We start from the raw sequence: 26,689 nt of genomic DNA, 5'->3' as shown, positions 1-26,689 counted from the left end.
CCTCAGCCCTTGGCCACGGCACGCAGCCGGTCCACCACGTCGGCCCGTAGCTCGGCCGGCTCCACGACCACCACATCGGGCCCGAACTCCACCAGCCAGGCGTCCAGACCGTGGCCGTACGGGATCTCCAACTCGTCCCAGCCGTCCCCGAGTTCCCGGACCTTGGCGGCCTTCGCGCGCAGCGGGTACCCGGCGCCGGAGCGCAGCCGGATCAGCGCCGAGCGGTCGGCGGTCTCGCCGGCCCAGCCCGCCACGGTCTCGCGCACGGTGACCACGTCGGGCACGGGCGCGGTGAAGCCCGTGCCGCGCGAGCGGACCTTGCCGGTGATCCGGGACAGCCGGAAGACGCGCTCGGCGCCCCGGCCCCGGTCGAAACCGGCCAGGTACCAGTGGCCGCGCCAGCACTCCAGCGCCCACGGCTCGACATGCCGGGGCTCGGGGTGGACGGCGGAGGCCTTGCGGTAGTCGAACAGGACCGGGCGGCGGTCGCGGCAGGCCAGCATCAGCGGTTCGAAGGCGGCCTCGTGCACCGGGATGCGCGGCTCCAGCGCGGCATGCCCCTCGTACGGGTCGACCTCCTCGGGCAGCCCGGCGGCGCGCAGCTTCTGGAGGGCGCCGCTGGCGGCACCGGCGAGCCGGGCCTGCTGCCAGACCTTGGCGGCCAGGCCCAGCGCGGCGGCCTCCTCGGCGTCCAGGGTGATGGGCGGCAGCCGGTTGCTGTCGCGGCGGGCGAGATAGCCCACCTCGCCGTCCAGGTTCTCGACGGTCTCGATGACCAGGCCCAGCTCGCGCAGATCGTCCTTGTCGCGCTCGAACATCCGGTTGAAGGAGTCGTCGCTGCCGGTGGCACCCTTGTCGGGCCGTGCCGCTTCGACGTACGCCTCGATGGAGTCGCGCAGCTCGCGCTTGCTGAGCGGCCGCCGTGCGCCGAGCAGGCACAGCGCGAGGTTCATCAGCCGCTCGGCCTTGGCAATGGCCATCGACGCCCTTCACCTTCTGTTGTGTGCTTCCGACCGTCGACCGTACCGCTCCCGGGCGGCGTGGCAAAAGCCGAGGGCCCATGCCCGGACAGGCATGGGCCCCAGACGGTCGGATCCGGTCGGAAACGGCCGATGGCTCGGGTACGGCTCAGACCGCGAGCAGGTCCACGACGAAGATCAGCGTCTCGCCCGGCTTGATCGCCGGGGTCGGGCTCTGGTCGCCGTAGGCGAGGTGCGCCGGAATGGTCAGCTGGCGACGGCCGCCGACCTTCATGCCCTGCACACCGCGGTCCCAGCCCGCGATGACCCGGCCGCCACCCAGCGGGAAGCGGAACGGGGTGCCCCGGTTCCAGCTGGCGTCGAACTCCTCGCCGGTGCTGAAGGCCACGCCGACGTAGTGCACGGTCACCATCTGACCCGACTGCGCGACCGGCCCGTCGCCCTCCCAGATGTCCTTGATCTCAAGGTCCTTCGGGGCCTCGCCCTCGGGGAAGTCGATCTCGGGCTTCTCGATGTTCACGTCAAAAGCTCCTGCGTAGGTACGACACGAAACACGCACAGTCTGTCATCTCCGCACGCCAACCGCCCGACACCGGCCCCCACTACATCGCGGCCAGGATGTCCACCGTGAACACCAGCGTCGCCCCCTTGCCGATCGGGCCGCCGCTCGGCGGATTGTCGCCGTACCCCAGCCGCGGCGGCACCACGACCAGCACCCGGCTGCCCACCTTCTTGCCGACCAGCCCCTGGGCCAGACCCTTGACCGTGTCCTGCATCTGCGTCAGCGAGAACTGGCTCAGCCGCCCCGAACCATAGGTGCGCTGGAACGTCTTGCCGCCCTCCCACACCAGCCCCTGGAACTGGCACAGCACCGTCTGGTCCGCCTTCAGCTCCGGGCCGTCGCCCTCCAGCACATACGTGGAGACCAGCTTGTCCGGCGGGCTCGAATGCGGCACCGTCACCGCCGGAACCGTGCCATTGGTGACCGTGGAGACCTTCGGCAGCGCCGGGTCGTTCTGCGGGACGGCCCGGCCGCGCGCCGAACTCTTCGAGTTGAACGAATCGATCAGATCGATCACGAACACCAGCGTGTCCGTCCCCTTGATCCCCGCCTGCGGATTGCCCGACTTGCCATACCCCCAGGTCGGCGGCACCGCGATCAGCACCCGGCTGCCCGTCTTCTTCCCGGCCAGCGCATACCGCCAGCCATCGATCAGACTGCCCTGCGCCAACTGCATCACCAGCGGCGCATGCCGGTCGTACGAATTGTCGAACACCTTGCCGGTGTCCCAGATCTGACCCAGATAGTTCGCCTGGACGAAGTCGTTCTCCGCGACCGTACGACCCGTCCCCGGAATCAGCGTCCGCACCGCCAGATTCTTCGACGGCGCCCCCGGCCCCTTCGCCACGGTCGGCTTCTCACCGAACCGCCTACCCGCCGTGATCGCCGGCAACGGACCGTCCACGATCTTGGGCGGCGGCGCGCTCGACGCCGACGGTGACGGAGACGCACCGGCCCGGCTCGAACCGGACGAGCCACCACACCCGGCGAGCGTGACCAGTCCAGCGGGAACGGCGGCGAGAACAAGCGAACGTCGGCGCACGGAAGCCTCGTAATCGGTCGGTCTTGCGGATGACGTGCGCGCAACTCTACGACCGACACGGGCGCCGCACACGAAACGCACGACACGCGTGTGGCGCCACGGCACTCCACCACCGCGACGCCACACCCGTCGAAACCCGCCCGACGACTACATTCCGGCGATCAGCTTCTCCACCCGGTCGTCCACCGAACGGAACGGGTCCTTGCACAACACGGTGCGCTGCGCCTGGTCGTTGAGCTTCAGATGCACCCAGTCCACCGTGAAGTCCCGGCGCTGCTCCTGCGCCCGCCGGATGAAGTCACCGCGCAACCGCGCCCGAGTCGTCTGCGGCGGAACCGACTTGCCCTCGAAGATCCGCACGTCATTGCAGACCCGCGCGGCCTGCCCCTTCTTCTCCAGCAGGTAGTACAACCCACGCCGGCGGTGGATGTCGTGATACGCGAGGTCTATCTGCGCGACCCGCGGATGCGACATCGTCATGTTGTGCTTGGCCCGGTACCGCTCGATGAGCTTGTACTTCATCACCCAGTCGATCTCGGTCTCGATCCGGTCCAGCTCCTCCGTCTCGATCGCGTCCAGGGTGCGGCCCCACAACTCCAGGACCCGCGCGACCGTACCCGTACGAATCCCGCGGCGCTCGCAGAAGTCCACGGCCTTGTCGAAGTACTCGCGCTGCACCTCCAGCGCCGACGCCTCCCGGCCACTGGCCAGCCGCACCTTGCGCCGCCCCGTGATGTCGTGACTGACCTCACGGATCGCCCGGATCGGGTTCTCCAGCGTCAGATCCCGCATCACCGTCCCCGCCTCGATCATCCGCAGCACCAGGTCGGTCGCGCCGACCTTCAGCAGCATCGTCGTCTCCGACATGTTCGAGTCGCCCACGATCACATGCAGCCGGCGGTAGCGCTCCGCGTCCGCGTGCGGCTCGTCACGGGTGTTGATGATCGGCCTGGAACGCGTCGTCGCCGACGACACACCCTCCCAGATGTGCTCGGCACGCTGACTCACGCAGTACACGGCACCCCGCGGCGTCTGAAGCACCTTGCCCGCGCCGCACAGCAACTGCCGCGTGACCAGGAACGGGATCAGAATGTCCGCGAGACGGGAGAACTCGCCGTGCCGCGCCACCAGATAGTTCTCATGGCAGCCGTACGAGTTACCCGCCGAATCGGTGTTGTTCTTGAACAGGTAGACGTCGCCCGCGATTCCCTCCTCGTGCAGGCGTCGTTCCGCGTCCACCAGGAGTCCCTCGAGAATGCGCTCGCCGGCCTTGTCGTGGGTGACCAGTTCGATCACATTGTCACACTCGGGTGTCGCGTATTCCGGATGTGAACCCACGTCGAGATACAGCCGGGCGCCGTTCCGCAGAAAGACATTGCTGCTGCGGCCCCATGACACGACACGGCGGAAGAGGTACCGCGCCACCTCGTCAGGCGACAGGCGGCGCTGTCCCCTGAACGTGCACGTGACGCCGTACTCGTTCTCCAGCCCGAAAATGCGGCGGTCCATGAGGGAACATTACGCCTGATCCGTTGAGCTGAAACGGGGTTCGACAGCACGATTTGGATCATTTTCCGATGAAGCCGCAACCACCGCCCCCCGCACAGGAGCTGCGAGGACCCGCCCCGTCGCCAGCAACACCAGCAACGACACCACCCCCGCCGCACCCGGCACCGCGAAACCCCACACCGTGCCACCGGCCTGCACCACCGGCCCCGCAAGGCCCGTCCCCACCGACGCACCCACCGTGAACGTCGTCACCAGCCACGAAAAAGCCTCCGTGACCGTCCCCCGCGGCGCATACCGGTCCACCAGGATGAACGCACACGCGAGACACGGCGCCAGGAACACCCCCGCCACCACCGACAGCACCACCATCGCCACCGCACCCGGCACCAGCATCAACGGCAGATAACACACCGCCAGAAGCGCCACCAGCACCCGCAGTCGCCGCTCCGGCGCCCCCGCCCACCGCCGCGCCCCGTACACCGAACCACCCACCAGCGCGCCCAGCCCCAGCCCCGCCATCAGCCAGCCGTACACCACATCCCCGCCATGACCGTCCGCGTACGACACCGACGCCACCGTGATCGAGCCCAGCGCGATCCCCACGAACAGGAACGCGCCCAGCAGCACCAGCAGCCCCGGCGAACGCAACGCACCCAGCCAGTGCGCCTCCCGCGGCGCCGACCGCCACGCCCGCGACGGCGCCGACACCACCACCGACAGCGCGCCCAGCACCCCCAGCGCGTTCGGCACCAGCAACGCCGCCCGCGCGTCCCACACCGCCGCGCACACCGTCACCAGCAACGGCCCCACCGTGAACATGACCTCCTGGGCCACCGCGTCCATCGCGTACGCCGAGTGCACCTGCTCCTCGCCCCGCAGCACCGACGGCCACAACGCCCGCAACCCGCCCTCCAGCGGCGGCGCCCACAGCCCCGCCGCCGCCACCGCCGCATATGCCAGCGGCAGCGGACTCGTGCCCGCGCACGCGAACACCGTCATCGACAGCGCGGCCAGCACCGCCGCGGGCAACTGCACCCGCGGCTGCCCGAACAGATCCACCAGCCGGCCCAGCACCGGCTGCCCCACCGCGTTCGCCACGCCGTACACCGCCGCCAGCGCACCGGCCAGGCTGTACGTCCCGCCCGAGGCGCGCACGAACAGCACCAGGGCGATCGGGGCCGTCGCATTGGGCAGCCGGCCCACCAACGTGCCCGTCAGCAGCCGCAGCGCATGCCGCGCCCGGAGTATCTCCAGATAACCCGTGGCCATCTCGCGGCGCCTCCCTGGCTCGTACCGGGCGCCTCGACGCCCCAAGTGTTACGTATAACTTCCGCTCCCATACGTACCATGTGCGCTGTTCAGGCGTCCAGGCGAAGGAGCAGGCCCACCCGTGGCACGCAGCAGCACCCGACCCACCAGCCGCGACGTGGCCCACGCCGCCGGCGTCTCCCAGGCCGCCGTCTCCCTCGTCCTCGGCGACAAATGGCGCGGCCGCGTCTCCGAGGCCACCGCCGAACGCGTCCGCCAGGCCGCCCGCGCCCTCGACTACCGGCCCAACCTCGCCGCCCGCAACCTCCGCCTCGGCCGCACCCGCACCGTCCTCCTCGTCGTCCCCGCCCTCACCACCGAATTCTTCGCCGGCGTCTACACCGGCGCCGCCCGCGTCGCCGCCCAGCACGGCTTCGGCGTCGTCCTCTACCCCTCCCCCGAAGGCATCGGCCCGGCCCGCGACCCCTTCGCCTCCGCCCAGGCCGCCCTCGATGGCGTCCTCGCCTCCTCCATGGCCGCCGACGCCCTCACCGCCATCCGCGGCGACCGCCTCCCCCTCGTCATGCTCGACAGCGACCCCACCGCCGGCCCCGGCGCCGCCACCGTCAACCTCGACATCGCCGACGGCATCCGCCAGGTCGCCGACCACCTCCTCGGCCTCGGCCACCGCCGCATCCTGCACCTCGCCGCCGACGTACCCTCCTGGACCTTCGAAGCCCGCGCCCACGCACTCCACACCCGCCTCGCCGCCACACCCGGCACCGAACTGCGCACCGCCCGCGCACCCATCTCCATCGACGGCGCCCGCACCGCCACCGAATCCGCCCTCACCGCCCCCGGACCCCGCCCCACCGCCATCGTCTGCGACGACGACAAACTCGCCGCCGGCGCCTACAAAGCCGCCCGCCGCCTCGGTCTGCGCATCCCCGACGACCTCTCCGTCACCGGCCTCGACGACCTCGCCCTCGCCACCGCCCTCGACCCCGAACTCACCACCGTCCACCTCGACGCCGAACTCTTCGGCGAACGCGGCATGCACGCCCTGCTCGCGGTCCTCGAAGGCCACCGGCCCACCGGCGACGACATCCCGGTCCACCTCGTCCTACGCGGCTCCACGGCGCCCCCACGCCCCCACCGCGACTGAACGCGCAGTGCCCCGGCCGAAACGGCCGGGGCACTCACGAAGACGGGAGGACGGCGGACTACTCCGCGTCGTCGGACTCCTCCGAGCCGTCCGACGCCGCGGCCGCACCGTCCGCCTCCAGCAGACGCGCCAGCTGACGACCGGCGATCCGCTTGAACTTCCGCTTCTGCGGACGCGTACGATCCAGCACCGCGACCTCCAGCCGCTCGGCCGGAATCTCCCGCTCGCCGCCGTTCGTGTCCCGCGACAGCGCCTGCACCGCCAGCTTCAGCGCCTCGGCCAGGCTCATCCCGTCCCGGTGCCGCTGGTCCAGGAAGTTGCTGATCTGTTCGGCATTGCCACCCACCGCGACCGAACCATGCTCGTCCACGATGGAACCGTCATGCGGCAGCCGGTAGATCTGATCGCCCTCCGGGGTCTCCCCCACCTCCGCCACCACCAGCTCCACCTCGTACGGCTTCTCGGCCGCCGAGGAGAAGATGGTGCCCAGCGTCTGGGCGTACACATTGGCCAGACCGCGGGCCGTCACATCGTCCCGGTCATAGGTGTAGCCGCGCAGATCGGCGTAACGGACACCGCCGATGCGCAGATTCTCGTACTCGTTGTACTTACCGGCCGCCGCGAAGCCGATCCGGTCGTAGATCTCGCTGAACTTGTGCAGCGCGCGGGACGGGTTCTCGCCGACGAACACGATGCCGTCGGCATACTGCATGACCACCAGACTGCGGCCACGCGCGATGCCCTTACGGGCGTACTCCGCCCGGTCGGCCATCGCCTGCTGAGGTGAGACATAGAACGGCGTCGACACCGGTTATCCGTCCCTTTCTGTCATGGTCACTGTGATCACCTTGTCAAGAACCGGGCCGCGCTCAGAGCAGAGCGGCCTTGGGACCGTCCGGCTCCTCCAGGCGGCGCTGGAGCACCGAACGCGAGATCTCGGAGGCCTCGTCCCCGGTGAGCCGGCGGAAACCGTCCTCGGTGATCACGGTGATGATCGGGTAGATCCGGCGGGCGACATCGGGACCACCGGTCGCCGAGTCGTCGTCAGCCGCGTCATAGAGGGCCTGGACCACCAGCGTCGTGGCCTGCTCCTCCGTCAGGTCGTCACGGAACAGCTTCTTCATCGCGCCACGGGCGAAGATCGAGCCCGAGCCCGTCGCAGCGAAGTGGTGCTCCTCGGAACGGCCGCCCGTCACGTCGTACGAGAAGATCCGGCCCTTGGCCCGGTCCACGTCGTACCCCGCGAACAGGGGGACCACGGCGAGGCCCTGCATGGCCATGCCGAGGTTGGAGCGGATCATCGTCGACAGCCGGTTGGCCTTGCCCTCCAGGGAAAGCTGGGCGCCCTCGACCTTCTCGAAGTGCTCCAGCTCCAGCTGGAAGAGCTTGACCATCTCCACGGCGAGACCTGCGGTGCCCGCGATACCCACGGCGGAGTACTCGTCCGCCGGGAACACCTTCTCGATGTCCCGCTGCGCGATCATGTTGCCCATGGTCGCCCGGCGGTCACCGGCGAGCACCACGCCGCCGGGGAAGGTCGCCGCCACGATGGTGGTGCCGTGCGGCGCCTCGATCACCCCCTGCGTCGGCGGCAGCTGCCGGTTCCCCGGCAGCATCTCCGGCTGGTGCCCGGCGAGGAAATCCATGAAGGAGGAGGATCCTGGCGTCAGGAAGGCAGCTGGTAGACGCCCGGTGCCACGAGTATTGGCTTCCACGAGATTCCTTCCAGATAGGCGGCGGCCCGGCGTACGGCGTCGGGATCGTCTCCCAACTTGCCGATGGCCGAATTGCAGTTGAAGCACAGTACGCCACGGACCTTACCCGTCTTGTGACAGTGATCCACATGCGCGGCCGGAGCCTTCAGGCAGATCACGCACAGCCCCCGCTGCGAGGCAACCATCGCGTCCCGCTCGGCTTCGGTGAGGCCGTACTGGCGCTTCAGGTGGTCCGCGCGCCCCTTGACCGCCCGACAGGCCTTGCAGCTCGTCGAGAGGCCGTCGGACGCCCTCGCGTTGCGATGCCATTCACCGTGCGGCTTGTTTTCTCCGCAGCGACGGCAGAACTTGTGCCCTTCGGGCGCCACGACCCGAGGGCGGACGTTCTTGCCCCTGGCCAGTTGGCGGGCTTGGTGATACTCGGCCGCGCATTCCCGGCAGTAGCACTGAAGCCCGTCTCGCATCGCCCTGTTCCGCGCGAACGCTGCCCGCGGCCTGTACTGCTTGCACCGCGAGCAACGCTTCACGCCCTCTTCACTTCCCAAGCCAATCCCCCGGAATGCCTTCACTTAAAAGGCGAAGCCTACTGCCCACCCTTCTGAACGAAGGACCTCACGAAGTCCTCGGCATTCTCCTCGAGCACATCATCGATTTCGTCCAGGACGGAGTCCACGTCGTCCGACAGCTTCTCCTGTCGTTCCTTGAGGTCCTCCGAGGCCTGGGCGTCCTGTGCCTGTTCCTCGACCTCTTCGGTGGACCGTGTGGCCTTCTGCTGGCCGCCGCCGGTGTCCTTGGTTGCCATAACCTCACCCCGCTCAGTTAGCCTGCCGATCGGTGATGATCAGACCCTACAAGCCGGGTCCGACATCGGCCCCGCAGTTTCCGCAACGTACGGGGGCCATCTCGATGATTCCCGGACGGCGGGATTTCCACCCGCCGCCGCGGACCGCACCGAGTACCCCCCTGGCTCCGCTCACCCGCCCGACAGCACCCTGACCAGGTCTTCCGCGGTACGGCAGCGGTCCAGTAGCTCCTTGACGTGATTTCGCGTTCCGCGTAGCGGTTCCAGGGTTGGGACGCGCTGGAGGGAGTCCCGGCCGGGGAGGTCGAAGATGACCGAGTCCCAGCTGGCCGCGGCGACGTCGTCGGCGTACTGCTCCAGGCAGCGGCCGCGGAAGTACGCCCGCGTGTCCTCCGGAGGCTTCGTACGCGCCCGCTCGACCTCGGACTCGTCCAGCAGCCGCTTCATCCGCCCGCGGGCCGCCAGGCGGTTGTAGAGGCCCTTCTCGGGCCGTACGTCCGCGTACTGGAGGTCGACCAGGTGCAGCCGGGCGGCGTCCCAGTCGAGTCCGTCGCGGCGCCGGTAGCCCTCCATGAGTTCGCGCTTGGCGACCCAGTCCAGTTCCCCGGCCAGGCTCATGGGGTCGTTCTCGAGCCGGGTGAGGGTGTCCTCCCAGCGGCTGAGGACGTCCCTGGTCTGGTCGTCGGCATCGGCTCCGTGGCGTTCCTCGACGTACTTGCGGGCCAGCTCGTAGTACTCCATCTGGAGCTGTACGGCGGTGAGGGTGCGGCCGCTGCGGAGGGTGACCAGATGCTTGAGGCTGGGGTCGTGGGAGACCTGGTGGAGGGTGCGGACGGGCTGGTCGACGGCCAGGTCGACGGCGATGAAGCCGTCCTCGATCATGGCGAGGACCAGGGAGGTGGTGCCGAGTTTGAGGTAGGTGGAGATCTCCGAGAGGTTGGCGTCGCCGATGATCACATGGAGGCGGCGGTATTTCTCGGCGTCCGCGTGGGGCTCGTCGCGAGTGTTGATGATCGGGCGCTTGAGGGTGGTCTCCAGGCCCACCTCGACCTCGAAGTAGTCGGCGCGCTGGCTGAGCTGGAAGCCGTGTTCGTGGCCGTCCTGGCCGATGCCGACGCGGCCCGCGCCGGCGAAGACCTGGCGGGAGACGAAGAACGGCGTCAGGTGGCGCACGATGTCCGAGAACGGGGTCTCGCGCCGCATGAGGTAGTTCTCGTGGGTGCCGTAGGAGGCGCCCTTGTTGTCGGTGTTGTTCTTGTAGAGGTGGATGGGCTGGGCGCCGGGGAGCTGGGCGGCTCGTTCGGCTGCCTCGGCCATGATGCGTTCGCCGGCCTTGTCCCACAGGACGGCGTCGCGGGGGTTGGTGACCTCGGGGGCGCTGTATTCGGGGTGGGCGTGGTCCACGTAGAGCCGGGCGCCGTTGGTGAGGATCACGTTGGCGAGGCCGATGTCCTCGTCGGTGAGCTGGCTGGCGTCGGCGGCCTCCCGCGCGAGGTCGAAGCCCCGTGCGTCGCGTAGCGGGTTCTCCTCCTCGAAGTCCCAGCGGGCCCGGCGGGCCCGGTGCATCGCCGCCGCGTAGGCGTTGACGATCTGGGACGAGGTGAGCATGGCATTGGCGTTGGGGTGGCCGGGGACGGAGATGCCGTACTCCGTCTCGATGCCCATTACTCGCCGTACGGTCATGCGGCCCTCCTTGCCCGGCGGCGCCCTCGGTGATGGGCGCCGCTCACGTACCGCTGGCGCTCCGGTGCGTGTGCGGTGCCCGTGCCCGCACTGCGCGACTCGGCGGTAGGAAAGAGCCTAGAACGCCTTTGCGCTGGTGGGGAGATCATTTGCGTCATTGCCTGCTCCGGTCGTGGCCGGAAAAGCAGTCGGCTGCGGGTACCCGCCGTGGGCACCCGCAGCCGCCCCGCTTTTACAGGTACTGACCGGTGTTGGCCACCGTGTCGATGGAGCGTCCGGTGTCCGCGCCCTGCTTTCCGGTGATGAGGGTGCGGATGTAGACGATCCGTTCGCCCTTCTTTCCGGAGATTCGGGCCCAGTCGTCGGGGTTGGTGGTGTTGGGCAGGTCTTCGTTCTCCTTGAACTCGTCCACGCAGGCCTGGAGGAGGTGGGAGACGCGGAGGCCCTTCTGGTTCTTTTCGAGGAAGTCCTTGATGGCCATTTTCTTGGCGCGGCCGACGATGTTCTCGATCATGGCGCCGGAGTTGAAGTCCTTGAAGTAGAGGACTTCCTTGTCTCCGTTGGCGTAGGTGACTTCCAGGAAGCGGTTTTCCTCGGATTCGGCGTACATCTGCTCGACCGCGGTCTGGATCATGGCCTGGACCGTGGCGTTCTTGTCGCCGCTGTGCTCGCCGAGGTCGTCCGTGTGGAGGGGGAGTCGCTCGGTGAGGTACTTGCCGAAGATGTCCTTGGCGGCCTCGGCGTCGGGACGTTCGATCTTGATCTTCACGTCGAGGCGGCCGGGGCGCAGGATGGCGGGGTCGATCATGTCCTCGCGGTTGGAGGCGCCGATGACGACCACGTTCTGGAGGCCTTCGACGCCGTCGATCTCGGCGAGGAGCTGGGGGACGATGGTGTTCTCGACGTCGGAGCTGACGCCGGAGCCGCGGGTGCGGAAGAGGGATTCCATCTCGTCGAAGAAGACGATGACGGGGGTTCCTTCGCTGGCCTTCTCGCGGGCGCGCTGGAAGACGAGGCGGATCTGGCGTTCGGTTTCGCCGACGTACTTGTTGAGGAGCTCGGGGCCCTTGATGTTGAGGAAGAAGCTCTTGCCGGCGGCCTGGCCGGTGACTTCGGCGACCTTCTTGGCGAGGGAGTTGGCGACGGCCTTGGCGATGAGTGTCTTGCCGCAGCCGGGGGGGCCGTAGAGCAGGACGCCCTTGGGCGGGCGCAGCTCGTGCTCCTTGAAGAGGTCGGGGTAGAGGTAGGGAAGTTCGACGGCGTCGCGGATGGCTTCGATCTGGTTGCCGAGGCCGCCGATGGCTTCGTAGCCGATGTCGGGGACTTCTTCGAGGACGAGTTCCTCGACCTCGCTCTTGGGGACGACTTCGTAGACGTATCCGGAGCGGGGTTCGAGCAGGAGGGCGTCGCCGGGTCGGATGGTGACGTCGAGGAGGGGTTCGGCGAGGCGGACCACTCGTTCTTCGTCGGTGTGTCCGAGGACGAGGGCGCGTTCGCCGTCCTCGAGGATCTCCTTGAGGGTGACGATGTCGCCGACGCGCTCGAATGCCATGGCCTCGACCACGTTGAGCGCTTCGTTGAGCATGACTTCCTGGCCGCGTCGCATGTCGTCGAGGTCGACGCTGGGGCTGACGTTCACGCGGAGTTTGCGGCCGCCGGTGAAGATGTCGGCGGTGCCGTCCTCGTTGGCTTGCAGGAAGACTCCGAAGCCGGCCGGCGGCTGGGCGAGCCGGTCGACTTCTTCCTTGAGGGCCACGATCTGGTCGCGGGCCTCGCGGAGTGTGTTGGCCAGTCGTTCGTTCTGGGCGGACACGCCGGCCAGGTTGGTCTGTAGCTCGACGATCCGCTCTTCGAGAATCCTCGTGTGCCGCGGAGAGTCGGCGAGCTTACGTCGCAGGACGGCGATCTCCTGCTCAAGGTAGGCGATCTGCCCGGCCGGGTCGTCGGACCCGCGTCCCGGGCGGATGCCGCGGTTCATGTCGTCGTCGTTGGCTGCCACGGTCCTCACCTCCTCCAAGGGGAGCTGGACGCTTCCAGACCCTACCTGGGTGGGTGTCGATTGAAACCCCTAGATCACATTGACTGTCAAGGTGTGTCGTCGGTCACCCGGTGCGCACTCCCTCGCACGGAGGGGATACCCACTCAACGTGATGGGGAAGCGGGTTGTTCCTTGGTTGGCGTGGTCGAAACCCTTCGGGAGTGGCCGGAGTTGTCGGCTCCGGGCCGGGTGGGCGGGTTCTTGGGCAGGTCGGGGGCCGCTCGAGCGGTCATCACGTAGAGCGACGGCGTGGTGGGGTGGTGTCATCGTGCGGGTGGCTGGAAGTGTGCGTCCGGGGTCTGGGGTGTGCTGGCTCTGGTCGAGCGCTCGTACCCGAGCCGCCTGGGGTGGAAACCCGTTGGTGGCCGGAGGTGGCCGGTTGCGGGGGCGGGGGTAGGGTCGGGCGTGTTCGACTGCCGCTGGTGTGGTCCCGGCCGGTGTGTGCCGTGCCGGGGTGCGGCGTACTGATGTCAGGAGAGGTGACCGTGCAGCAGGAGGCCCCGGCCGGGGAGGCGCTGGAGGTCTGGATCGACCAGGACCTGTGTACCGGCGACGGGATCTGTGCCCAGTACGCCCCGGAGGTGTTCGAGCTGGACATCGACGGTCTGGCCTATGTGAAGGGCGCGGACGACGAGCTGCTCCAGGAGGCGGGGGCGGTGGCTCCGGTGCCGTTGCCGTTGCTCACGGATGTGGTGGATTCGGCCAGGGAGTGTCCTGGTGAGTGCATCCATGTGCGGAGGGTTTCGGACAGGGTGGAGGTTTACGGTCCCGACGCGGGGTGAGCCGCGTTTTTCGGACATCGCGTCGTCAGACGCTGTGGGCCCCGGCCGGGGTGGTGCGCAGGAAGGCTTTGCCGTCCCAGTGCCATGCGGCCGGGGTTTTCGTGTCCGGGCAGCAGCGGGGTACGGCGTCGGAGGAGTAGCCGAGGAGGGTGGCGCTGACGGTGCCGGTGTGTATCGCGAGGTCGGTGACGGTGAGGTGGTCCTTGGGGTCGACGAGGGTGGCGACGACGCGGGGGGTGTGGCCGTCGGCGGCGCGGGTGAGGACGTAGACACCGTCGGGTGGGGTGCCCATGGCGCTGTCGCAGTGGACGACGGCGGTGGTTTCGGGGCGGCCGTCGCCGTCGAGGTCGCCGGTGGCCTTTTTGACGACGATGGCCTTCTCGGGTCCGCAGGCGAGGGGGAAGGTGACGCCGGTGGTGGCGGGGGGTGCGGCGGCGGTTCCGGGGGCGGGGGCGGCCGCGCTGTGGGTGGGGGGCTGGGCGGCGGTGGCCGGTCCGGGTCGTACGAGAGAGGAGAGGGCGACGACGCCGGCGAGCGCGGTGGCTGTGGCGAGCCAGTGGATGGGGCGGGTGTGGGTGTGAGCGAGCTCCGGAACGGCGGATTGCTGCACGAGGAGTGTCTCCTGTGAGGGCTGTGCCGGGGGGGTGTGGCCTGCATGGTGCCACACGTCACAGGGCGTGGGAACGGGGGGGGTGCCGATTCCCGGTGGTGGCGGGCCCGCGGGGGCGGGTCGCCGGTGTTCCGGGAGCCTGGTGCCCTGTCAACGCGTGGGCGCCGTGTCCGAGTTCCCGGGTCGGTCGGGGAACTGGGGCACGGCGCCGTGGTGTTGTGCGGGGTGGGGTGGGTCAGCGGGCGGTGCCGCCGTCGGCGTTGGGTCCGGCGTAGTCCTCGCCGTAGGCGCCCTTGGCGGGGCGGCGGCGGCGCATGGGGGGCTCGACGCCGTCGGCGAGGCGGCGGGCGGTGAGCAGGAAGCCGGTGTGGCCGATCATGCGGTGGTCGGGGCGGACGGCGAGGCCCTCGATGTGCCAGTTGCGGATCATGGTCTCCCAGGCGGTCGGCTCGTTGAAGCAGCCGATCTCGCGGATGGATTCCACGGTGCGCGCGAGCTGGGTGGTGGTGGCCACGTAGCAGCACAGGATGCCGCCGGGGACGAGTGCCTTGGAGACGGCTTCCAGGCATTCCCAGGGGGCGAGCATGTCGAGGATGACACGGTCGACGTCGGTGTCGGACAGGTTGTCCTGGAGGTCGCCGACGGTGAGCTGCCAGGCGGGGTGGGGGCCGCCGAAGTAGCGTTCGACGTTTTGCCGGGCGATGTCGGCGAAGTCGTCGCGGCGCTCGTAGGAGTGCAGCATGCCCTGGTCGCCGATGGCCCGCAGCAGGAAGCTGCTGAGGGAGCCGGAGCCGACGCCGGCTTCCACGACGCGGGCGCCGGGGAAGATGTCGGCGAAGGCGAGGATCTGTCCCGCGTCCTTCGGGTAGACGACGGCTGCCCCGCGGGGCATGGACAGGACGTAGTCGGGGAGCAGGGGGCGCAGCGCGAGGTAGGCCACGTTGCCGGTGGTGCGGACAACGCTGCCCTCGGGAGCACCGATCAGTTCGTCGTGCGGGAAGGAACCCTTGTGGGTGTGGAAGTTCTTTCCGGCTTCGAGCGTGAACGTGTAGTGGCGGCCCTTGGGGTCGGTCAGCTGTACCTGGTCCCCGACCTTGAAGGGCCCGCGCCTGCGGGCGGCACCGGTCGGTTCGGACATGTGACCAGACTACCGGGTTCCCGCCGGGGCCTTGACCGGCCGCGGGGGTGGGGGCCGCGGGCGGGTCAGGCGGGGCGGGCCATGGCCTTGACGAAGGCGCGTTCGACGTCGGCGGCGGAGAGGACGCCGTAGATCTCGCCGGTGTTCTCGACGACGAGGTATTCGGTGGCGGGGGCGGCGCGCAGGGCGTCGAGGAGCTCTTCGCCGGCGAGTTCGGCGGAGACGCGCATGTCGTCGGTGAGGTCCTGGGCGAGGCTGCTGACGGGGACCCAGGGGCGGCGGTGTTCGGGTACGCCGACGATGGCGGATTCGCGGACGAGGGAGAGGGGGTGGCCGTCGGCGTCGACGACGACGAGGGCGCGGGCGCCGGCGGCGTTGGCGCGGCGCAGGGCTTCGGAGAGGGGGGTGTCGGTCTCGACGGGTACGGCGCGGCGGGTGAGGGTGCGGGCGCGCAGTTCGGGGAGGTGTTCGCGGAGCCTGGCCATGCGCAGGCTGTTTCCGGCGCCGGTCCAGATGATCGCGGCGAGGATGGCGGCGAGCAGGGCGTCGGTGACGGTGTCCATGCCGCCGGTGTCCTCGGTGCCGCCGCCGAGGGCGCCGGAGGAGTTGAGCAGGGGCAGTCCGATGAGGACGGCGACGGCGAGGGCGCGGCCGACCCAGGCGGCGGCGATGGTGCCGCTCATGGGTTTGCCGGTGATCTTCCAGACGACGGCGCGGAGCATGCGGCCACCGTCGAGGGGGAGGCCGGGCAGGAGGTTGAAGACGGCGACGATGAGGTTGGAGACCATGAGGCCGGCGAGGAGGACGCCGGGGACGGTGCCGGGCTGCACGGGCTTCATGGCGAGGTAGAAGAGTCCGGCGAGGACGAGGGAGAGCAGGGGGCCGACGAAGGCCAGGACGAATTCCCGGCCGGGTGTCTCGGCTTCCTTCTCGATCTCGGAGACGCCGCCGAAGAACTGGAGCTGGATGCGGCGGACGGGGAGTTTGAAGCGGATCGCGGCGACGGTGTGGGCGAGTTCGTGGACGAGTACGGAGGCGTAGAAGGCGACCGCGAAGAACAGGGAGACCAGGTAGCGGGCGGCGCCGAGTTCGGGCAGTACGCGGTCGAGTTGTCCGCCGAAGACCCAGGTGATCAGGGCGGCGACGAGGAACCAGCTGGGGGCGACGTAGACGGGCACGCCGAAGGGGCGGCCCATGAGGATGCCGCCGCCGGGTTCCTTGGGCGGCCGCGGGGGCGCGCCCTTGGCGATGCCGGGGCCGGTGGGGGGGCCGGGGTGGGGTTCGGTGTGGGCGAGGGTGCGGTGGGTTTCGGGGGTGGGGTGGGGCGCGTGGTCGCCGGGGGCGTCGTCGCGAGGGGCGTCGTCGCCGGGGGCGGCGCTGCGGGGTGCGTCGGCGTCCTGGGTGCCCGCGGCGGCCTCGGCCTCGTCCGACTCGGCCTCGTCCGCCCCGCCTCCGTGCGTGCCGGTGTCCGGCGCGGCCTTCCCGGCGGTGTCCGGGCCGTCCTGCGTCGGTGCCGGGGCCTCGGGGGCCGGCGGCGGGGGCGTTGGGACTGCGGGGTGGTCGGTCGGCTGATCGTCGCCGGACCGCGGCTGCCCGCTCGCGCCGCTCACGTCCACGGTGTCCCCTCGTTCGAAGCGTCTTCCGCGCCTCCTGGGGCGGAAGGGTCTCTGATCGATGGTATGCGGCCGTGGTGGCACGTTTCGCCCCGGCACCCCTGGTGTTCGCCCCGTGGTCGGGCGCCCGGTACGGCCGTGGCGCGGGTCACTGTCAGTGGTGGGCCGTATGGTCTGTGGACATGGACACCAGCTTCGAGGAGGCGGGAGCCGCGGCGTGCGGTCCCGAGCCGGCGGATCCGCCCGCGGCGGACGCGACGACAGCCGTGGCGACGGACGCCGTGGCCGTGGACGCGGGCGCCGTGATCGTGGAGCCGCCCGCCGTCCCGGCCGTGCCGGGCCCCTCGACCGCGCCGGATGACGTAGCCGCGCCGAGCCCGGCACCCACGGAGGCCACCGAAGCTGCCGAAGCTGCCGGCACCGGCGAAGCCACGGTGGTCACCGGTACCGGTGGCGCCGCCGAAGCCGCCGCCGTGTCCTCCGCGGTCCCCGCCCCCCGTCCCGCCGCGCCGCCCACCTCGCTCTCCCCCTCCCGCGCCGGCGACTTCATGCAGTGTCCGTTGCTGTACCGGTTCCGGGTGATCGACCGGCTGCCGGAGAAGCCGAGCGAGGCGGCGACGCGGGGCACGCTGGTGCACGCGGTGCTGGAGCGGTTGTTCGACGTGCCCGCCGGGGAGCGGACCGCGCCGCGGGCCAGGGCGCTGGTGCCGGGCCAGTGGGAGCGGCTGCGCGAGAGCCGCCCGGAGCTGGCCGGGCTGTTCGCGGACGATCCGGACGGGCAGCGGCTGGCGCGCTGGCTGGGCGAGGCGGAGCGGCTGGTGGAGCGCTGGTTCACGCTGGAGGACCCGACGCGGCTGGAGCCGGCCGAGCGGGAGCTGTTCGTGGAGGCCGAGCTGGAGTCGGGGCCCCGGCTGCGCGGCATCATCGACCGGGTGGACGTGGCGCCGACCGGCGAGGTCCGGATCGTCGACTACAAGACGGGCAAGGCGCCGCGGCCGGAGTACGCCGAGGGCGCGCTGTTCCAGATGAAGTTCTACGCGCTGGTGGTGTGGCGGCTGAAGGGAATCGTGCCGCGCCGGCTCCAGCTGGTGTATCTCGGCAGCGGCGAGGTGCGGACGTACGATCCGGTGCTCGCCGATCTGGAGCGGATGGAGCGCAGGCTGCGCGCGCTGTGGGATGCCATCCGGGAGGCCACGGAGAGCGGGGAGTGGCGGCCGCGGCCGACGAAGCTGTGCGGTTGGTGCGATCACCAGGCGCACTGCCCGGAGTTCGGGGGCACTCCCCCGCCGTATCCGCTGCCGGTGAGGGCCCGGGAGTCGGGTGGTGGACCGCAGGGCAGAATGGGCGCGGACTAGCGAAGGAGTGTCAACGTGGCCATCCGCGTCCTACTGGTCGACGACCAGCCCCTGCTGCGTACGGGTTTCCGGATGATCCTGGAGGCCGAGCGGGATCTCGCGGTCGTGGGCGAGGCCGGTGACGGCCTCCAGGCTCTCGATCAGGTGCGGGCCCTGCAACCGGACGTCGTGCTGATGGACATCCGTATGCCGCGGATGGACGGGGTGGAGGCGACCCGCCAGATCAGTGGTCCGGACCGGGACGGCCCGGCGAAGGTGCTGGTGCTGACCACTTTTGATCTGGACGAGTACGTGGTGGAGGCGCTGCGCGCCGGTGCCAGCGGTTTCCTGCTCAAGGACGCCCCGGCGGACGAGCTGGTGCAGGCGATCCGGGTGGTGGCGAACGGCGAGGCGATGCTGGCGCCGAGCGTCACGCGCCGGCTGCTGGACAAGTACGCGACGCATCTGCCCTCGGGTGAGGAGCCGGTTCCGGACACCCTGCACACGCTCACGGACCGTGAGGTGGAGGTGCTGAAGCTGGTGGCGCGGGGGCTGTCCAACGCGGAGATCGCGGCGGATCTGTTCGTCAGCGAGACGACCGTCAAGACGCATGTCGGGCACGTGCTGACCAAGCTGGGCCTGCGGGACCGGGTGCAGGCGGCGGTGTACGCGTACGAGAGCGGTCTGGTGCGCCCCGGCGCGCAGTAGGCCGCGGTGCGTCCCGACGGCCGGTTGCCGACGGCGCGTTGCCCGGTTCCGTACGACGGCGAAGGGCGCCCCTCTCCTCCTCGCGGGAGAGGGGCGCCCTTCGCCGTTGTCGGCGTTGCCGCCTTGCCGGTGTCGCCGCCGGCGCTGTCGGTGTGTCAGCCGCTGGCGCCCCGGCCGAGCTCCCAGAGCTGGAGCGTGGAGGAGGAGTTGACGGCGTAGGAGACGCCGGTGATGTCGTCGCGGGCGGCGATGTACTGCTTGCCCTGCCACAGCGGGAGGACCGGGACGTCGTCGGCGACGATGTCCTGGATCTTGGTGAGGCTGTCCGCGGCGGAGAGCCGGTTGGCTTCGCGGCGGGACTGCGGGATCAGGGTGCGCTGGATGTCGCTGTTGGAGTACGGCGAGCCGAGGAAGTTGTCCTTGTCGAGGAACGGCGCGAGGAAGTTGTCGGCGTCGGGGAAGTCGGGGAACCAGCCCATGCCGTAGACGTCGTACTGGCCCTTCTCCTCCGCGGGGCGGAAGGTGGCCCAGGGGTGGCCCTGGATGGTGACGTCGAACAGGCCCGTGTCGTTGAGCTGCTTCTGCAGGATCTCGAACTCCTGCTTGGTGGCCGAGCCGTAGTGGTCGGTGGTGTAGTGCAGGGTCAGCTTCACCGGGGTGGTGATGCCGGCCTTGGTGAGCAGGTCCTTGGCCTTGGCGGCGCTGGGGTTGCCGTACTTGTTGAAGAACGAGTTGGAGTGCCCGGTGACGGTGGCGGGGACCAGCGAGTAGAGCGGTTCGGCCTCGGTGCCGTAGACCTTGGAGACGAGTTCGCCGCGGTTGATGACCTGGGCCATGGCCTGGCGGACGGCCTTGGACTTCACCGTGGGGGCGTTGGTGTTGAAGGCGAGGTAGCGGATCTCGAGGCCCGGCATGTCGACGAGGTCGACGTTGTCGTCGCTGCCGGAGTCCAGCTTCTGGATCTGGGCGGGCGACATGGTGCGGGTCATGACGTCGATGTCACCCTTGTCGATGGCGGCGCCCATGGCGTCGGCGTCGGCGAAGGAGCGCAGCACGACCTTGTCGTTGTTCACCGTCTGGGCCCCCTTGTAGTGGGGGTTCTTGGTGAAGGTGATGCTGACGATCGCGTTGTTCTTGACCTCGGGCTGGAAGGTGTACGGGCCGGAGCCGTCGAGGTGGAAGCCGTCGCGCAGGGAGCCCTTGGGGTAGTCCTTGGGGTCGAGGATGCCCGCGACCGGGGTGGACAGCTTGTAGGGGAAGGTGGCGTCGGCCGTCTTGAGGTGGAAGACGACCTCGCGGTCGCCCTGCGTCTCGATGGTGTCGATGGTGTTCAGCAGCGAGGAGACACCGCTGTCGGCCTTGATGTGCAGGGCGCGTTCGATGGAGAACTTGACGTCCTGGGCGGTCACCGGGTCGCCGTTGGCGAACGTGAGGCCCTCACGGAGCTTGCAGACGTAGCGCTCGCTGCCGCTGTCGGTGAAACCGCAGCTTTCGGCGGCGTCCGGCACCGGGTCGCCCTCGCCCTTGGGCTCGGCCATGAGGGTCTGGACGGTCTGGCGCAGGATGTTCCAGCTGCCGACGTCGTAGGCGTAGGCCGGGTCGATGGGCGCGGGGGCGTCCTTGGTGACGGTGAACCGGTCCGTGGTGCCGACGACGATGGCGTCGCCGCCCTTGCTCCCGCTGCCCGATCCGCCGCACGCGGCGAGGACCGGGGTGAGCAGGCCGGCCACCGCCGGCAGCACCAAAGTCTTGCGGTTCATGCGGGGGTTTCTCCAGAGCTGTTCGGGTCCGTGTTTCCGGCGCGCATGGGTGGCGCGCGGCGGAGCACGGGGGTTTCTTCGGCGATGTTCTCGCGATGAGATTAGTCCGCGCCCCGTGGGGCGTTCACAGCCGCGTGAGTTGACTCTTCATCACGCTGTGAAACCGGGTGTGGACGCACCGAAAACCCGACAGCGGCAGGATTAGTGCAGCGTCTCACCAATCGGGACACAAGGTCCCGTCACGCTCGGCCGAACCGGGCCGGTCTGCACACTCGTCAGCTCTTGTCGAGGGCCCACCGGGTGGCGAACGTCACATCTTCAACTGTCCGGGGTGGTAGCCGAATTCGACCGTGCGGGCGTGCCGTGAATTCCGCCGGATGCGCTTCCGTGGATATTCGGCCGCCGCGATCAATGGCCTTTGCACGCTGGGTGAACGGCTAGGGCATTTCCGTCATCAGGTCGCGCAGAAATGCGAGGTCGACGTGTTCCAGGGAGGGGACGACGGTGCGTCGTTCGGCCGGGCCGATGGGGGCGAGGGAGGGTACGGCGACGACGCGGCAGCCGGCGGCCTCGGCGGCGGCGACGCCGGTGGCGGTGTCCTCGACGACGGCGCATCTGGCGGGGAGGGCGCCGAGTCCGGCGGCGGCGAGGAGATAGGGGTCGGGGAAGGGCTTGGTGCGGCTGACCTCGTCGCCGGCGATGGACAGGGCGAAGTGGTGCGGGCCGAGGACGGCGAGGACGCGGTCGATGATGCGCCGGTGGGAGGCGGAGACGAGGGCGGTGGGGATGCGGTGCTGGTGCAGTTCGGCGAGCAGCCGGGCGGCGCCGGGTTTGAGGGGCAGGCCGGTGCTGATGCGGGCCTCGAAGCCGTCGTTGAGCAGGACGCTGAGTTCGGCGAGGGTGATGTCGGCGCCGGTGGCCTCGATGAGGAAGCCGGCGCTGCGGGTCATCGGGCCGCCGACCACGACGTGCTTCCAGGACTCGTCCAGGGTGTGGCCGAGGGCGGAGAAGACCTCCACCTCGACGTCCCACCAGAAGCCCTCGGTGTCCACCAGGGTGCCGTCCATGTCGAGGAGGACCGCTTGCAGTGCGGAATCCTCGGCCGAACGGGTTCCGAGCGCGGGGACCGTGCTGGTCATCCGGGCGCACCTCCTTGAGGGACGTTCAGGCCGGTTCCCGTGCGGGAAACCGGCCTGCGGTGGACCGACCAGTCTACGACTCCGCGCGGCGAAGCGCTTCGTTTATCACTTGTCACCGAGGGTATGCCAGATGGCACCCCGGTGTGGCCCGGAGGACGTTTCCTCCTGCCCTCGGCAGGGGCCTCAGCGGGCGTTGAAGTACTTCGCCTCCGGGTGGTGGATCACGATGGCGTCCGTGGACTGCTCGGGGTGGAGCTGGAACTCCTCGGAGAGGTGCACGCCGATCCGCTCGGGCTCCAGCAAGGCCGCGATCTTGCCGCGGTCCTCCAGGTCCGGGCAGGCGCCGTAGCCGAGGGAGAAGCGGGCGCCGCGGTACTTGAGGGCGAACATGTCCTCGATGTCGGCGGGGTCCTCGCCGCCGAAACCGAGTTCGGTGCGCACGCGGGCGTGCCAGTACTCGGCGAGCGCCTCGGCCAACTGGACGGACAGGCCGTGCAGTTCGAGGTAGTCGCGGTAGGCGTTGGCCTCGAACAGCTTGGCGGTCTCCTCGCCGATGCGGGAGCCGACGGTGACGACCTGGAAGCCGACGACGTCCCGCTCGCCGGACTCCTCCGGGCGGAAGAAGTCGGCCAGGCACAGGCGCCGGCCGCGGCGCTGGCGGGGGAAGGTGAACCGGGTGCGTTCGTTGCCCTGTTCGTCCAGGACGATCAGGTCGTCGTCCTTGGAGACGCAGGGGAAGTAGCCGTAGACCACGGCGGCTTCGAGGAGGTTCTCCGTCTGGAGCCGGTCCAGCAGTCCGCGCAGCCGGGGCCGGCCCTCGGTCTCGACCAGTTCCTCGTACGACGGTCCCTCGCCGGTGCGGACCTGCTTGAGCCCCCACTGGCCCTTGAAGAGGGCGCCCTCGTCGAGCCAGGAGGCGTACTCCTTGAGCTGGATGCCCTTGACGACGCGGGTGCCCCAGAAGGGGGGCTCGGGTACGGGGTTGTCGGTGGCGACGTCGGAGCGGACGTGCCCCTCCTCCGGTCGCTCGGCCACCTCCACGGCGGCCGTGGCCCGGACCCGGCGCTGCTTCAGTTCGGGCAGTTTCGCGCCGGGTACGCCGCGCTTGACGCCGATCAGGGCGTCCATCAGGCGCAGGCCCTCGAAGGCGTCGCGGGCGTAGCGGACCTCGCCCTGGTAGATCTCGTGGAGGTCCTGTTCGACGTATGCCCTGGTCAGTGCGGCGCCGCCGAGGATGACGGGGTACTTGCCGGCCAGGTCGCGCTGGTTGAGTTCCTCCAGGTTCTCCTTCATGATCACCGTGGACTTCACCAGCAGCCCGGACATCCCGATCACGTCCGCGCGGTGTTCCTCGGCGGCCTCCAGGATCGCGGAGACCGGCTGCTTGATCCCGAGGTTGACGACGTTGTAGCCGTTGTTGGACAGGATGATGTCGACCAGGTTCTTGCCGATGTCGTGGACGTCGCCACGCACGGTGGCCAGCACGATGGTGCCCTTGCCCTCCGCGTCCGACTTCTCCATGTGCGGCTCGAGATGGGCGACGGCCGCCTTCATCACCTCGGCGGACTGGAGCACGAACGGCAGCTGCATCTGCCCCGACCCGAACAGCTCCCCGACGACCTTCATCCCGTCCAGCAGCGTCTCGTTGACGATGTCCAGCGCGGGACGCTCCCGCAGCGCGGCGTCGAGGTCGGCCTCCAGACCGTTGCGTTCACCGTCGATGATCCGCCGCTTGAGGCGTTCCTCCAGCGGCAGCGCGGCCAGCTCCTGCGCCTTGCCCGCCTTGAGCGACTTCGCGGTCGCGCCCTCGAACAGCTGCATGAGCTTCTGGAGCGGGTCGTAGCCCTCGGCGCGCCGGTCGTAGATCAGGTCCAGGGCGGTGGCGACTTCTTCCTCGCTGAACCGGGCGATGGGCAGGATCTTCGAGGCGTGCACGATCGCCGAGTCCAGGCCCGCCTTGACACACTCGTCCAGGAAGACACTGTTGAGCAGGATGCGGGCGGCCGGGTTCAGACCGAAGGAGATGTTCGACAACCCGAGCGTGGTCTGCACGTCCGGGTGGCGGCGCTTGAGCTCGCGGATCGCCTCGATCGTGGCGATGCCGTCCCCACGGGACTCCTCCTGGCCGGTGCAGATCGTGAAGGTCAGGGTGTCGATCAGGATGTCCGACTCATGGATGCCCCAGTTCCCGGTCAGGTCCGCGATCAGGCGCTCGGCGATGGCGACCTTGTTCCCGACCGTGCGGGCCTGGCCCTCCTCGTCGATGGTCAGCGCGATCAGCGCGGCGCCGTGCTCCCGCGCCAGCGCCGTGACCTTCGCGAACCGGGAGTCGGGGCCGTCGCCGTCCTCGTAGTTCACGGAGTTGATCACCGCGCGGCCGCCGAGGCGCTCCAGACCGGCCTCGATCACGTTGACCTCGGTGGAGTCCAGCACGATCGGCAGCGTCGACGCGGTCGCCAGGCGCCCGGCCAGCTCCGCCATGTCGGCGACGCCGTCGCGGCCGACGTAGTCCACGCACAGGTCGAGCATGTGCGCGCCCTCGCGGATCTGCTCCCGCGCCATCTCCACACAGTCGTCCCAGCGGCCCTCCAGCATGGCCTCGCGGAACTTCTTCGACCCGTTCGCGTTGGTCCGCTCACCGATCGCCAGGTACGAGGTGTCCTGCCGGAACGGCACCGACTGGTACAGGGACGCGGCGCCCGGCTCCGGGCGCGGGTCACGCGCCGGCGGGGTCAGACCCCGGACACGCTCCACCACCTGACGCAGGTGCTCGGGGGTCGTACCGCAGCAGCCGCCGACCAGCGACAGGCCGTACTCGCGGACGAAGGTCTCCTGAGCGTCCGCCAGCTCGGGGGCGGTCAGCGGGTAGTGGGCGCCCTCCTTGCCGAGGACGGGCAGGCCCGCGTTGGGCATGCAGGACAGCGGGACGCGGGCGTTGCGGGCGAGGTAGCGCAGGTGCTCGCTCATCTCGGCCGGGCCGGTGGCGCAGTTCAGGCCGATCATGTCGATGCCCAGCGGCTCCAGGGCCGTCAGGGCCGCGCCGATCTCGGAGCCGAGGAGCATCGTGCCGGTGGTCTCGACCGTCACCGAGACGATCACCGGGAGGTCCAGGCCGAGGGTGTCCAGGGCGGTGCGGGCGCCGATGACGGACGCCTTCGTCTGGAGGAGGTCCTGGGTGGTCTCCACGAGGAGCGCGTCGGCACCGCCCTCGATCAGCCCCTCGGCGTTCGCCTGGTAGGCGTCGCGCAGGGTGCGGTAGGGGGCGTGGCCGAGGGTGGGCAGCTTGGTGCCGGGGCCCATGGAGCCGAGGACCCAGCGGGGGCGGCCGTCGCGGGCGGTGAACGCGTCGGCGCTCTCGCGGGCGACGCGGGCGCCGGCCTCGGAGAGTTCGTGGACGCGGTCGGAGATGTCGTACTCACCGAGGGCGGAGTGGTTGGCGCCGAAGGTGTTGGTCTCGACGCAGTCGACGCCGACGGCGAAGTAGGCGTCATGGACCGAGCGGACGATGTCGGGGCGGGTGAGATTGAGGATCTCGTTGCAGCCCTCGAGCTGCTGGAAGTCGTCCAGGGTCGGTTCCTGGGCCTGGAGCATGGTGCCCATGGCTCCGTCGGCGACCACCACGCGGGTGGCGAGCGCCTCTCGGAGCGCGGACGCACGGGCCCGGCTGTCGGCGGTAGGGGACGTTGGCAACGAGGCCATGTAAGGGCTCCCTGAAGGTGCGACGGCTGTCGGCTATGCGGTGCCCCCACGACGGGCGGGAGGGCCGCACGGCGCCAGACTAGCCGGGAGTGGGCTTGGATGGGCACAGGCGTCCACGAGGCGGACGCGGATGGCCCCGGCGCCACATGAGGGCCACGTGTGATGTAACAGGTGTCGACCGACCATTAGCGGGAGGTCGGCATGGACCGGTAGTGTTCGACATTGCCGAACGGTGGTAGCGAAGCGCAGGAAGTCGGCGGCGCTCCGCCCACAGATGTGTTTCGGCAGTCGAAGGGGACGGAGGCAGGACGGCGATGGCACGGAACATCCAGTCGCTCGAACGCGCGGCCGCGATGCTGCGGCTGCTCGCGGGCGGCGAGCGACGGCTCGGGCTGTCGGACATCGCCTCCTCGCTCGGCCTCGCCAAGGGCACCGCGCACGGCATCCTGCGCACCCTCCAGCAGGAGGGCTTCGTGGAGCAGGACGACGCCTCGGGCCGCTATCAGCTGGGGGCGGAGCTGCTGCGCCTGGGCACCACCTATCTGGACGTCCACGAGCTGCGGGCGCGCGCCCTGGTGTGGACGGACGACCTGGCCCGCTCCAGCGGCGAGAGCGTCCACCTGGGGGTGCTGCACCAGCAGGGTGTGCTGATCGTGCACCACGTCTTCCGGCCCGACGACAGCCGGCAGGTGCTGGAGATCGGGGCGATGCAGCCGCTGCACTGCACGGCGCTGGGCAAGGTGCTGTCGGCGTACGACCCGGTGGCGCACAGCGAGGCGCTGGAGACGGAGCGCAAGGCGTTCACGGACCGCACGGTGTGCGACGCGGGCGAGTTCGAGCAGATCCTCGACCTGACGCGCGCGCGGGGCTACGCGGCCGACGTGGAGGAGACGTGGGAGGGCGTGGCGTCGATCGCCGCGCCCGTCCACGACCGGCGCCGGATGCCCGTGGGGGCGGTGGGCATCACGGGGGCGGTGGAGCGGCTGTGCCGGGACGGCGAGCTGCGGCCCGAGCTGATCGCGGCGGTGCGCGACTGCGCCCGTGCGGTCTCCAGGGATCTGGGCGCCGGGCGGTTCTGAGGGTCCCTGAGGGATCACGCCCTGTCGTGGGTATGACCGGGACGCCGGGCGGCGTTCCGGCTCTCGGCCTACGCTGAAGTGGA

The 26,689-nt window shown here is 69.9% G+C and carries 22 protein-coding genes; 5 read left to right on the top strand and 17 right to left on the bottom strand.

Annotated features, from left to right (window positions below; translation table 11 throughout):
• Positions 1 to 2: 2 nt before the first annotated feature.
• The 5 genes from ACE4Q9_RS26760 to ACE4Q9_RS26740 form a co-directional block, all read right to left on the bottom strand.
• Complete coding sequence (locus ACE4Q9_RS26760) at positions 3 to 980, bottom strand: helix-turn-helix transcriptional regulator (RefSeq protein WP_397986785.1); 978 nt, start codon at positions 978 to 980, stop codon at positions 3 to 5.
• Positions 981 to 1,128: 148 nt separating this feature from the next.
• Positions 1,129 to 1,500: an FKBP-type peptidyl-prolyl cis-trans isomerase gene (locus ACE4Q9_RS26755; protein WP_397986784.1), complete on the bottom strand. Its 372-nt coding sequence runs from the start codon at positions 1,498 to 1,500 to the stop codon at positions 1,129 to 1,131.
• Between the two features lie 82 nt (positions 1,501 to 1,582).
• A complete protein-coding gene (locus ACE4Q9_RS26750; protein WP_397987336.1) occupies positions 1,583 to 2,584 on the bottom strand; it encodes an FKBP-type peptidyl-prolyl cis-trans isomerase in 1,002 nt (333 codons plus the stop codon).
• A 147-nt stretch (positions 2,585 to 2,731) separates the two neighbouring features.
• Positions 2,732 to 4,093, bottom strand: coding sequence for a Pup--protein ligase (gene pafA, locus ACE4Q9_RS26745; RefSeq protein ID WP_397986783.1), 1,362 nt, complete (start codon positions 4,091 to 4,093; stop codon positions 2,732 to 2,734).
• A 9-nt stretch (positions 4,094 to 4,102) separates the two neighbouring features.
• Positions 4,103 to 5,362, bottom strand: coding sequence for an MFS transporter (locus ACE4Q9_RS26740; RefSeq protein ID WP_397986782.1), 1,260 nt, complete (start codon positions 5,360 to 5,362; stop codon positions 4,103 to 4,105).
• Between the two features lie 121 nt (positions 5,363 to 5,483).
• Between ACE4Q9_RS26740 and ACE4Q9_RS26735 the strand changes: the two genes are divergently transcribed.
• Positions 5,484 to 6,506, top strand: a complete 1,023-nt coding sequence (locus tag ACE4Q9_RS26735) for a LacI family DNA-binding transcriptional regulator (protein WP_397986781.1) — start codon at positions 5,484 to 5,486, stop codon at positions 6,504 to 6,506.
• Between the two features lie 58 nt (positions 6,507 to 6,564).
• Here the strand turns inward: ACE4Q9_RS26735 and prcA are convergent, their stop codons facing one another.
• The 6 genes from prcA to arc all read right to left on the bottom strand — a co-directional run bounded on the left by prcA (position 6,565) and on the right by arc (position 12,705).
• The gene (prcA, locus tag ACE4Q9_RS26730; RefSeq protein WP_397986780.1) at positions 6,565 to 7,314 is read right to left on the bottom strand and encodes a proteasome subunit alpha; all 750 of its coding nucleotides are present in this window, start codon (positions 7,312 to 7,314) and stop codon (positions 6,565 to 6,567) included.
• Between the two features lie 61 nt (positions 7,315 to 7,375).
• The gene (gene prcB / locus ACE4Q9_RS26725; protein ID WP_397986779.1) at positions 7,376 to 8,221 is read right to left on the bottom strand and encodes a proteasome subunit beta; all 846 of its coding nucleotides are present in this window, start codon (positions 8,219 to 8,221) and stop codon (positions 7,376 to 7,378) included.
• The gene (locus ACE4Q9_RS26720; RefSeq protein ID WP_397986778.1) at positions 8,173 to 8,766 is read right to left on the bottom strand and encodes an endonuclease VII domain-containing protein; all 594 of its coding nucleotides are present in this window, start codon (positions 8,764 to 8,766) and stop codon (positions 8,173 to 8,175) included. Before ACE4Q9_RS26720 ends, prcB begins: the two co-directional genes overlap by 49 nt.
• 38 nt (positions 8,767 to 8,804) lie before the next feature.
• On the bottom strand, positions 8,805 to 9,023 hold the full coding sequence (locus tag ACE4Q9_RS26715) for a ubiquitin-like protein Pup (protein WP_016325855.1): 219 nt from the start codon (positions 9,021 to 9,023) through the stop codon (positions 8,805 to 8,807).
• 171 nt (positions 9,024 to 9,194) lie between these two features.
• Positions 9,195 to 10,706 carry a depupylase/deamidase Dop gene (dop, locus tag ACE4Q9_RS26710; RefSeq protein ID WP_397986777.1) on the bottom strand — a complete coding sequence of 504 codons (1,512 nt, stop codon included), beginning with the start codon at positions 10,704 to 10,706 and terminating at the stop codon, positions 9,195 to 9,197.
• Positions 10,707 to 10,938: 232 nt separating this feature from the next.
• On the bottom strand, positions 10,939 to 12,705 hold the full coding sequence (arc, locus tag ACE4Q9_RS26705) for a proteasome ATPase (protein WP_397986776.1): 1,767 nt from the start codon (positions 12,703 to 12,705) through the stop codon (positions 10,939 to 10,941).
• 518 nt (positions 12,706 to 13,223) lie between these two features.
• Here arc and ACE4Q9_RS26700 point away from each other — a divergent pair.
• A complete protein-coding gene (locus ACE4Q9_RS26700; RefSeq protein WP_397987335.1) occupies positions 13,224 to 13,526 on the top strand; it encodes a ferredoxin in 303 nt (100 codons plus the stop codon).
• A gap of 25 nt (positions 13,527 to 13,551) precedes the next feature.
• Here ACE4Q9_RS26700 and ACE4Q9_RS26695 read toward each other — a convergent pair whose 3' ends face one another.
• The 3 genes from ACE4Q9_RS26695 to ACE4Q9_RS26685 all read right to left on the bottom strand — a co-directional run bounded on the left by ACE4Q9_RS26695 (position 13,552) and on the right by ACE4Q9_RS26685 (position 16,890).
• Complete coding sequence (locus ACE4Q9_RS26695) at positions 13,552 to 14,136, bottom strand: hypothetical protein (protein WP_397986775.1); 585 nt, start codon at positions 14,134 to 14,136, stop codon at positions 13,552 to 13,554.
• 235 nt (positions 14,137 to 14,371) lie between these two features.
• On the bottom strand, positions 14,372 to 15,274 hold the full coding sequence (locus tag ACE4Q9_RS26690; RefSeq protein ID WP_111585200.1) for a tRNA (adenine-N1)-methyltransferase: 903 nt from the start codon (positions 15,272 to 15,274) through the stop codon (positions 14,372 to 14,374).
• Positions 15,275 to 15,339: 65 nt separating this feature from the next.
• Positions 15,340 to 16,890: a site-2 protease family protein gene (locus ACE4Q9_RS26685; RefSeq protein WP_397986774.1), complete on the bottom strand. Its 1,551-nt coding sequence runs from the start codon at positions 16,888 to 16,890 to the stop codon at positions 15,340 to 15,342.
• Between the two features lie 179 nt (positions 16,891 to 17,069).
• Here ACE4Q9_RS26685 and ACE4Q9_RS26680 point away from each other — a divergent pair, with 179 nt between their 5' ends.
• The gene (locus tag ACE4Q9_RS26680; protein ID WP_397986773.1) at positions 17,070 to 18,242 is read left to right on the top strand and encodes a RecB family exonuclease; all 1,173 of its coding nucleotides are present in this window, start codon (positions 17,070 to 17,072) and stop codon (positions 18,240 to 18,242) included.
• 15 nt (positions 18,243 to 18,257) lie between these two features.
• A complete protein-coding gene (locus ACE4Q9_RS26675) occupies positions 18,258 to 18,929 on the top strand; it encodes a response regulator (protein ID WP_397986772.1) in 672 nt (223 codons plus the stop codon).
• Positions 18,930 to 19,084: 155 nt separating this feature from the next.
• On the opposite strand, the gene ACE4Q9_RS26670 is transcribed toward ACE4Q9_RS26675, so the two are convergent.
• The 3 genes from ACE4Q9_RS26670 to metH all read right to left on the bottom strand — a co-directional run bounded on the left by ACE4Q9_RS26670 (position 19,085) and on the right by metH (position 25,527).
• Positions 19,085 to 20,689 carry an ABC transporter substrate-binding protein gene (locus tag ACE4Q9_RS26670; protein WP_397986771.1) on the bottom strand — a complete coding sequence of 535 codons (1,605 nt, stop codon included), beginning with the start codon at positions 20,687 to 20,689 and terminating at the stop codon, positions 19,085 to 19,087.
• Between the two features lie 437 nt (positions 20,690 to 21,126).
• Positions 21,127 to 21,828 carry an HAD family hydrolase gene (locus tag ACE4Q9_RS26665; protein WP_397986770.1) on the bottom strand — a complete coding sequence of 234 codons (702 nt, stop codon included), beginning with the start codon at positions 21,826 to 21,828 and terminating at the stop codon, positions 21,127 to 21,129.
• 183 nt (positions 21,829 to 22,011) lie between these two features.
• Entirely contained in the window at positions 22,012 to 25,527 is a 3,516-nt protein-coding gene (metH, locus tag ACE4Q9_RS26660) for a methionine synthase (RefSeq protein WP_397986769.1), read from the bottom strand.
• Positions 25,528 to 25,841: 314 nt separating this feature from the next.
• Here metH and ACE4Q9_RS26655 point away from each other — a divergent pair, with 314 nt between their 5' ends.
• Positions 25,842 to 26,606: an IclR family transcriptional regulator gene (locus tag ACE4Q9_RS26655; RefSeq protein ID WP_397986768.1), complete on the top strand. Its 765-nt coding sequence runs from the start codon at positions 25,842 to 25,844 to the stop codon at positions 26,604 to 26,606.
• The last annotated feature ends 83 nt before the right edge of the window (positions 26,607 to 26,689 follow it).

This window comes from Streptomyces sp. AM6-12, assembly GCF_044327085.1.
GTDB lineage: Bacteria > Actinomycetota > Actinomycetes > Streptomycetales > Streptomycetaceae > Streptomyces.
The sequence above is the reverse complement of the archived record's forward strand: the minus strand, read 5'-3'. Positions and strand labels throughout refer to the sequence as shown.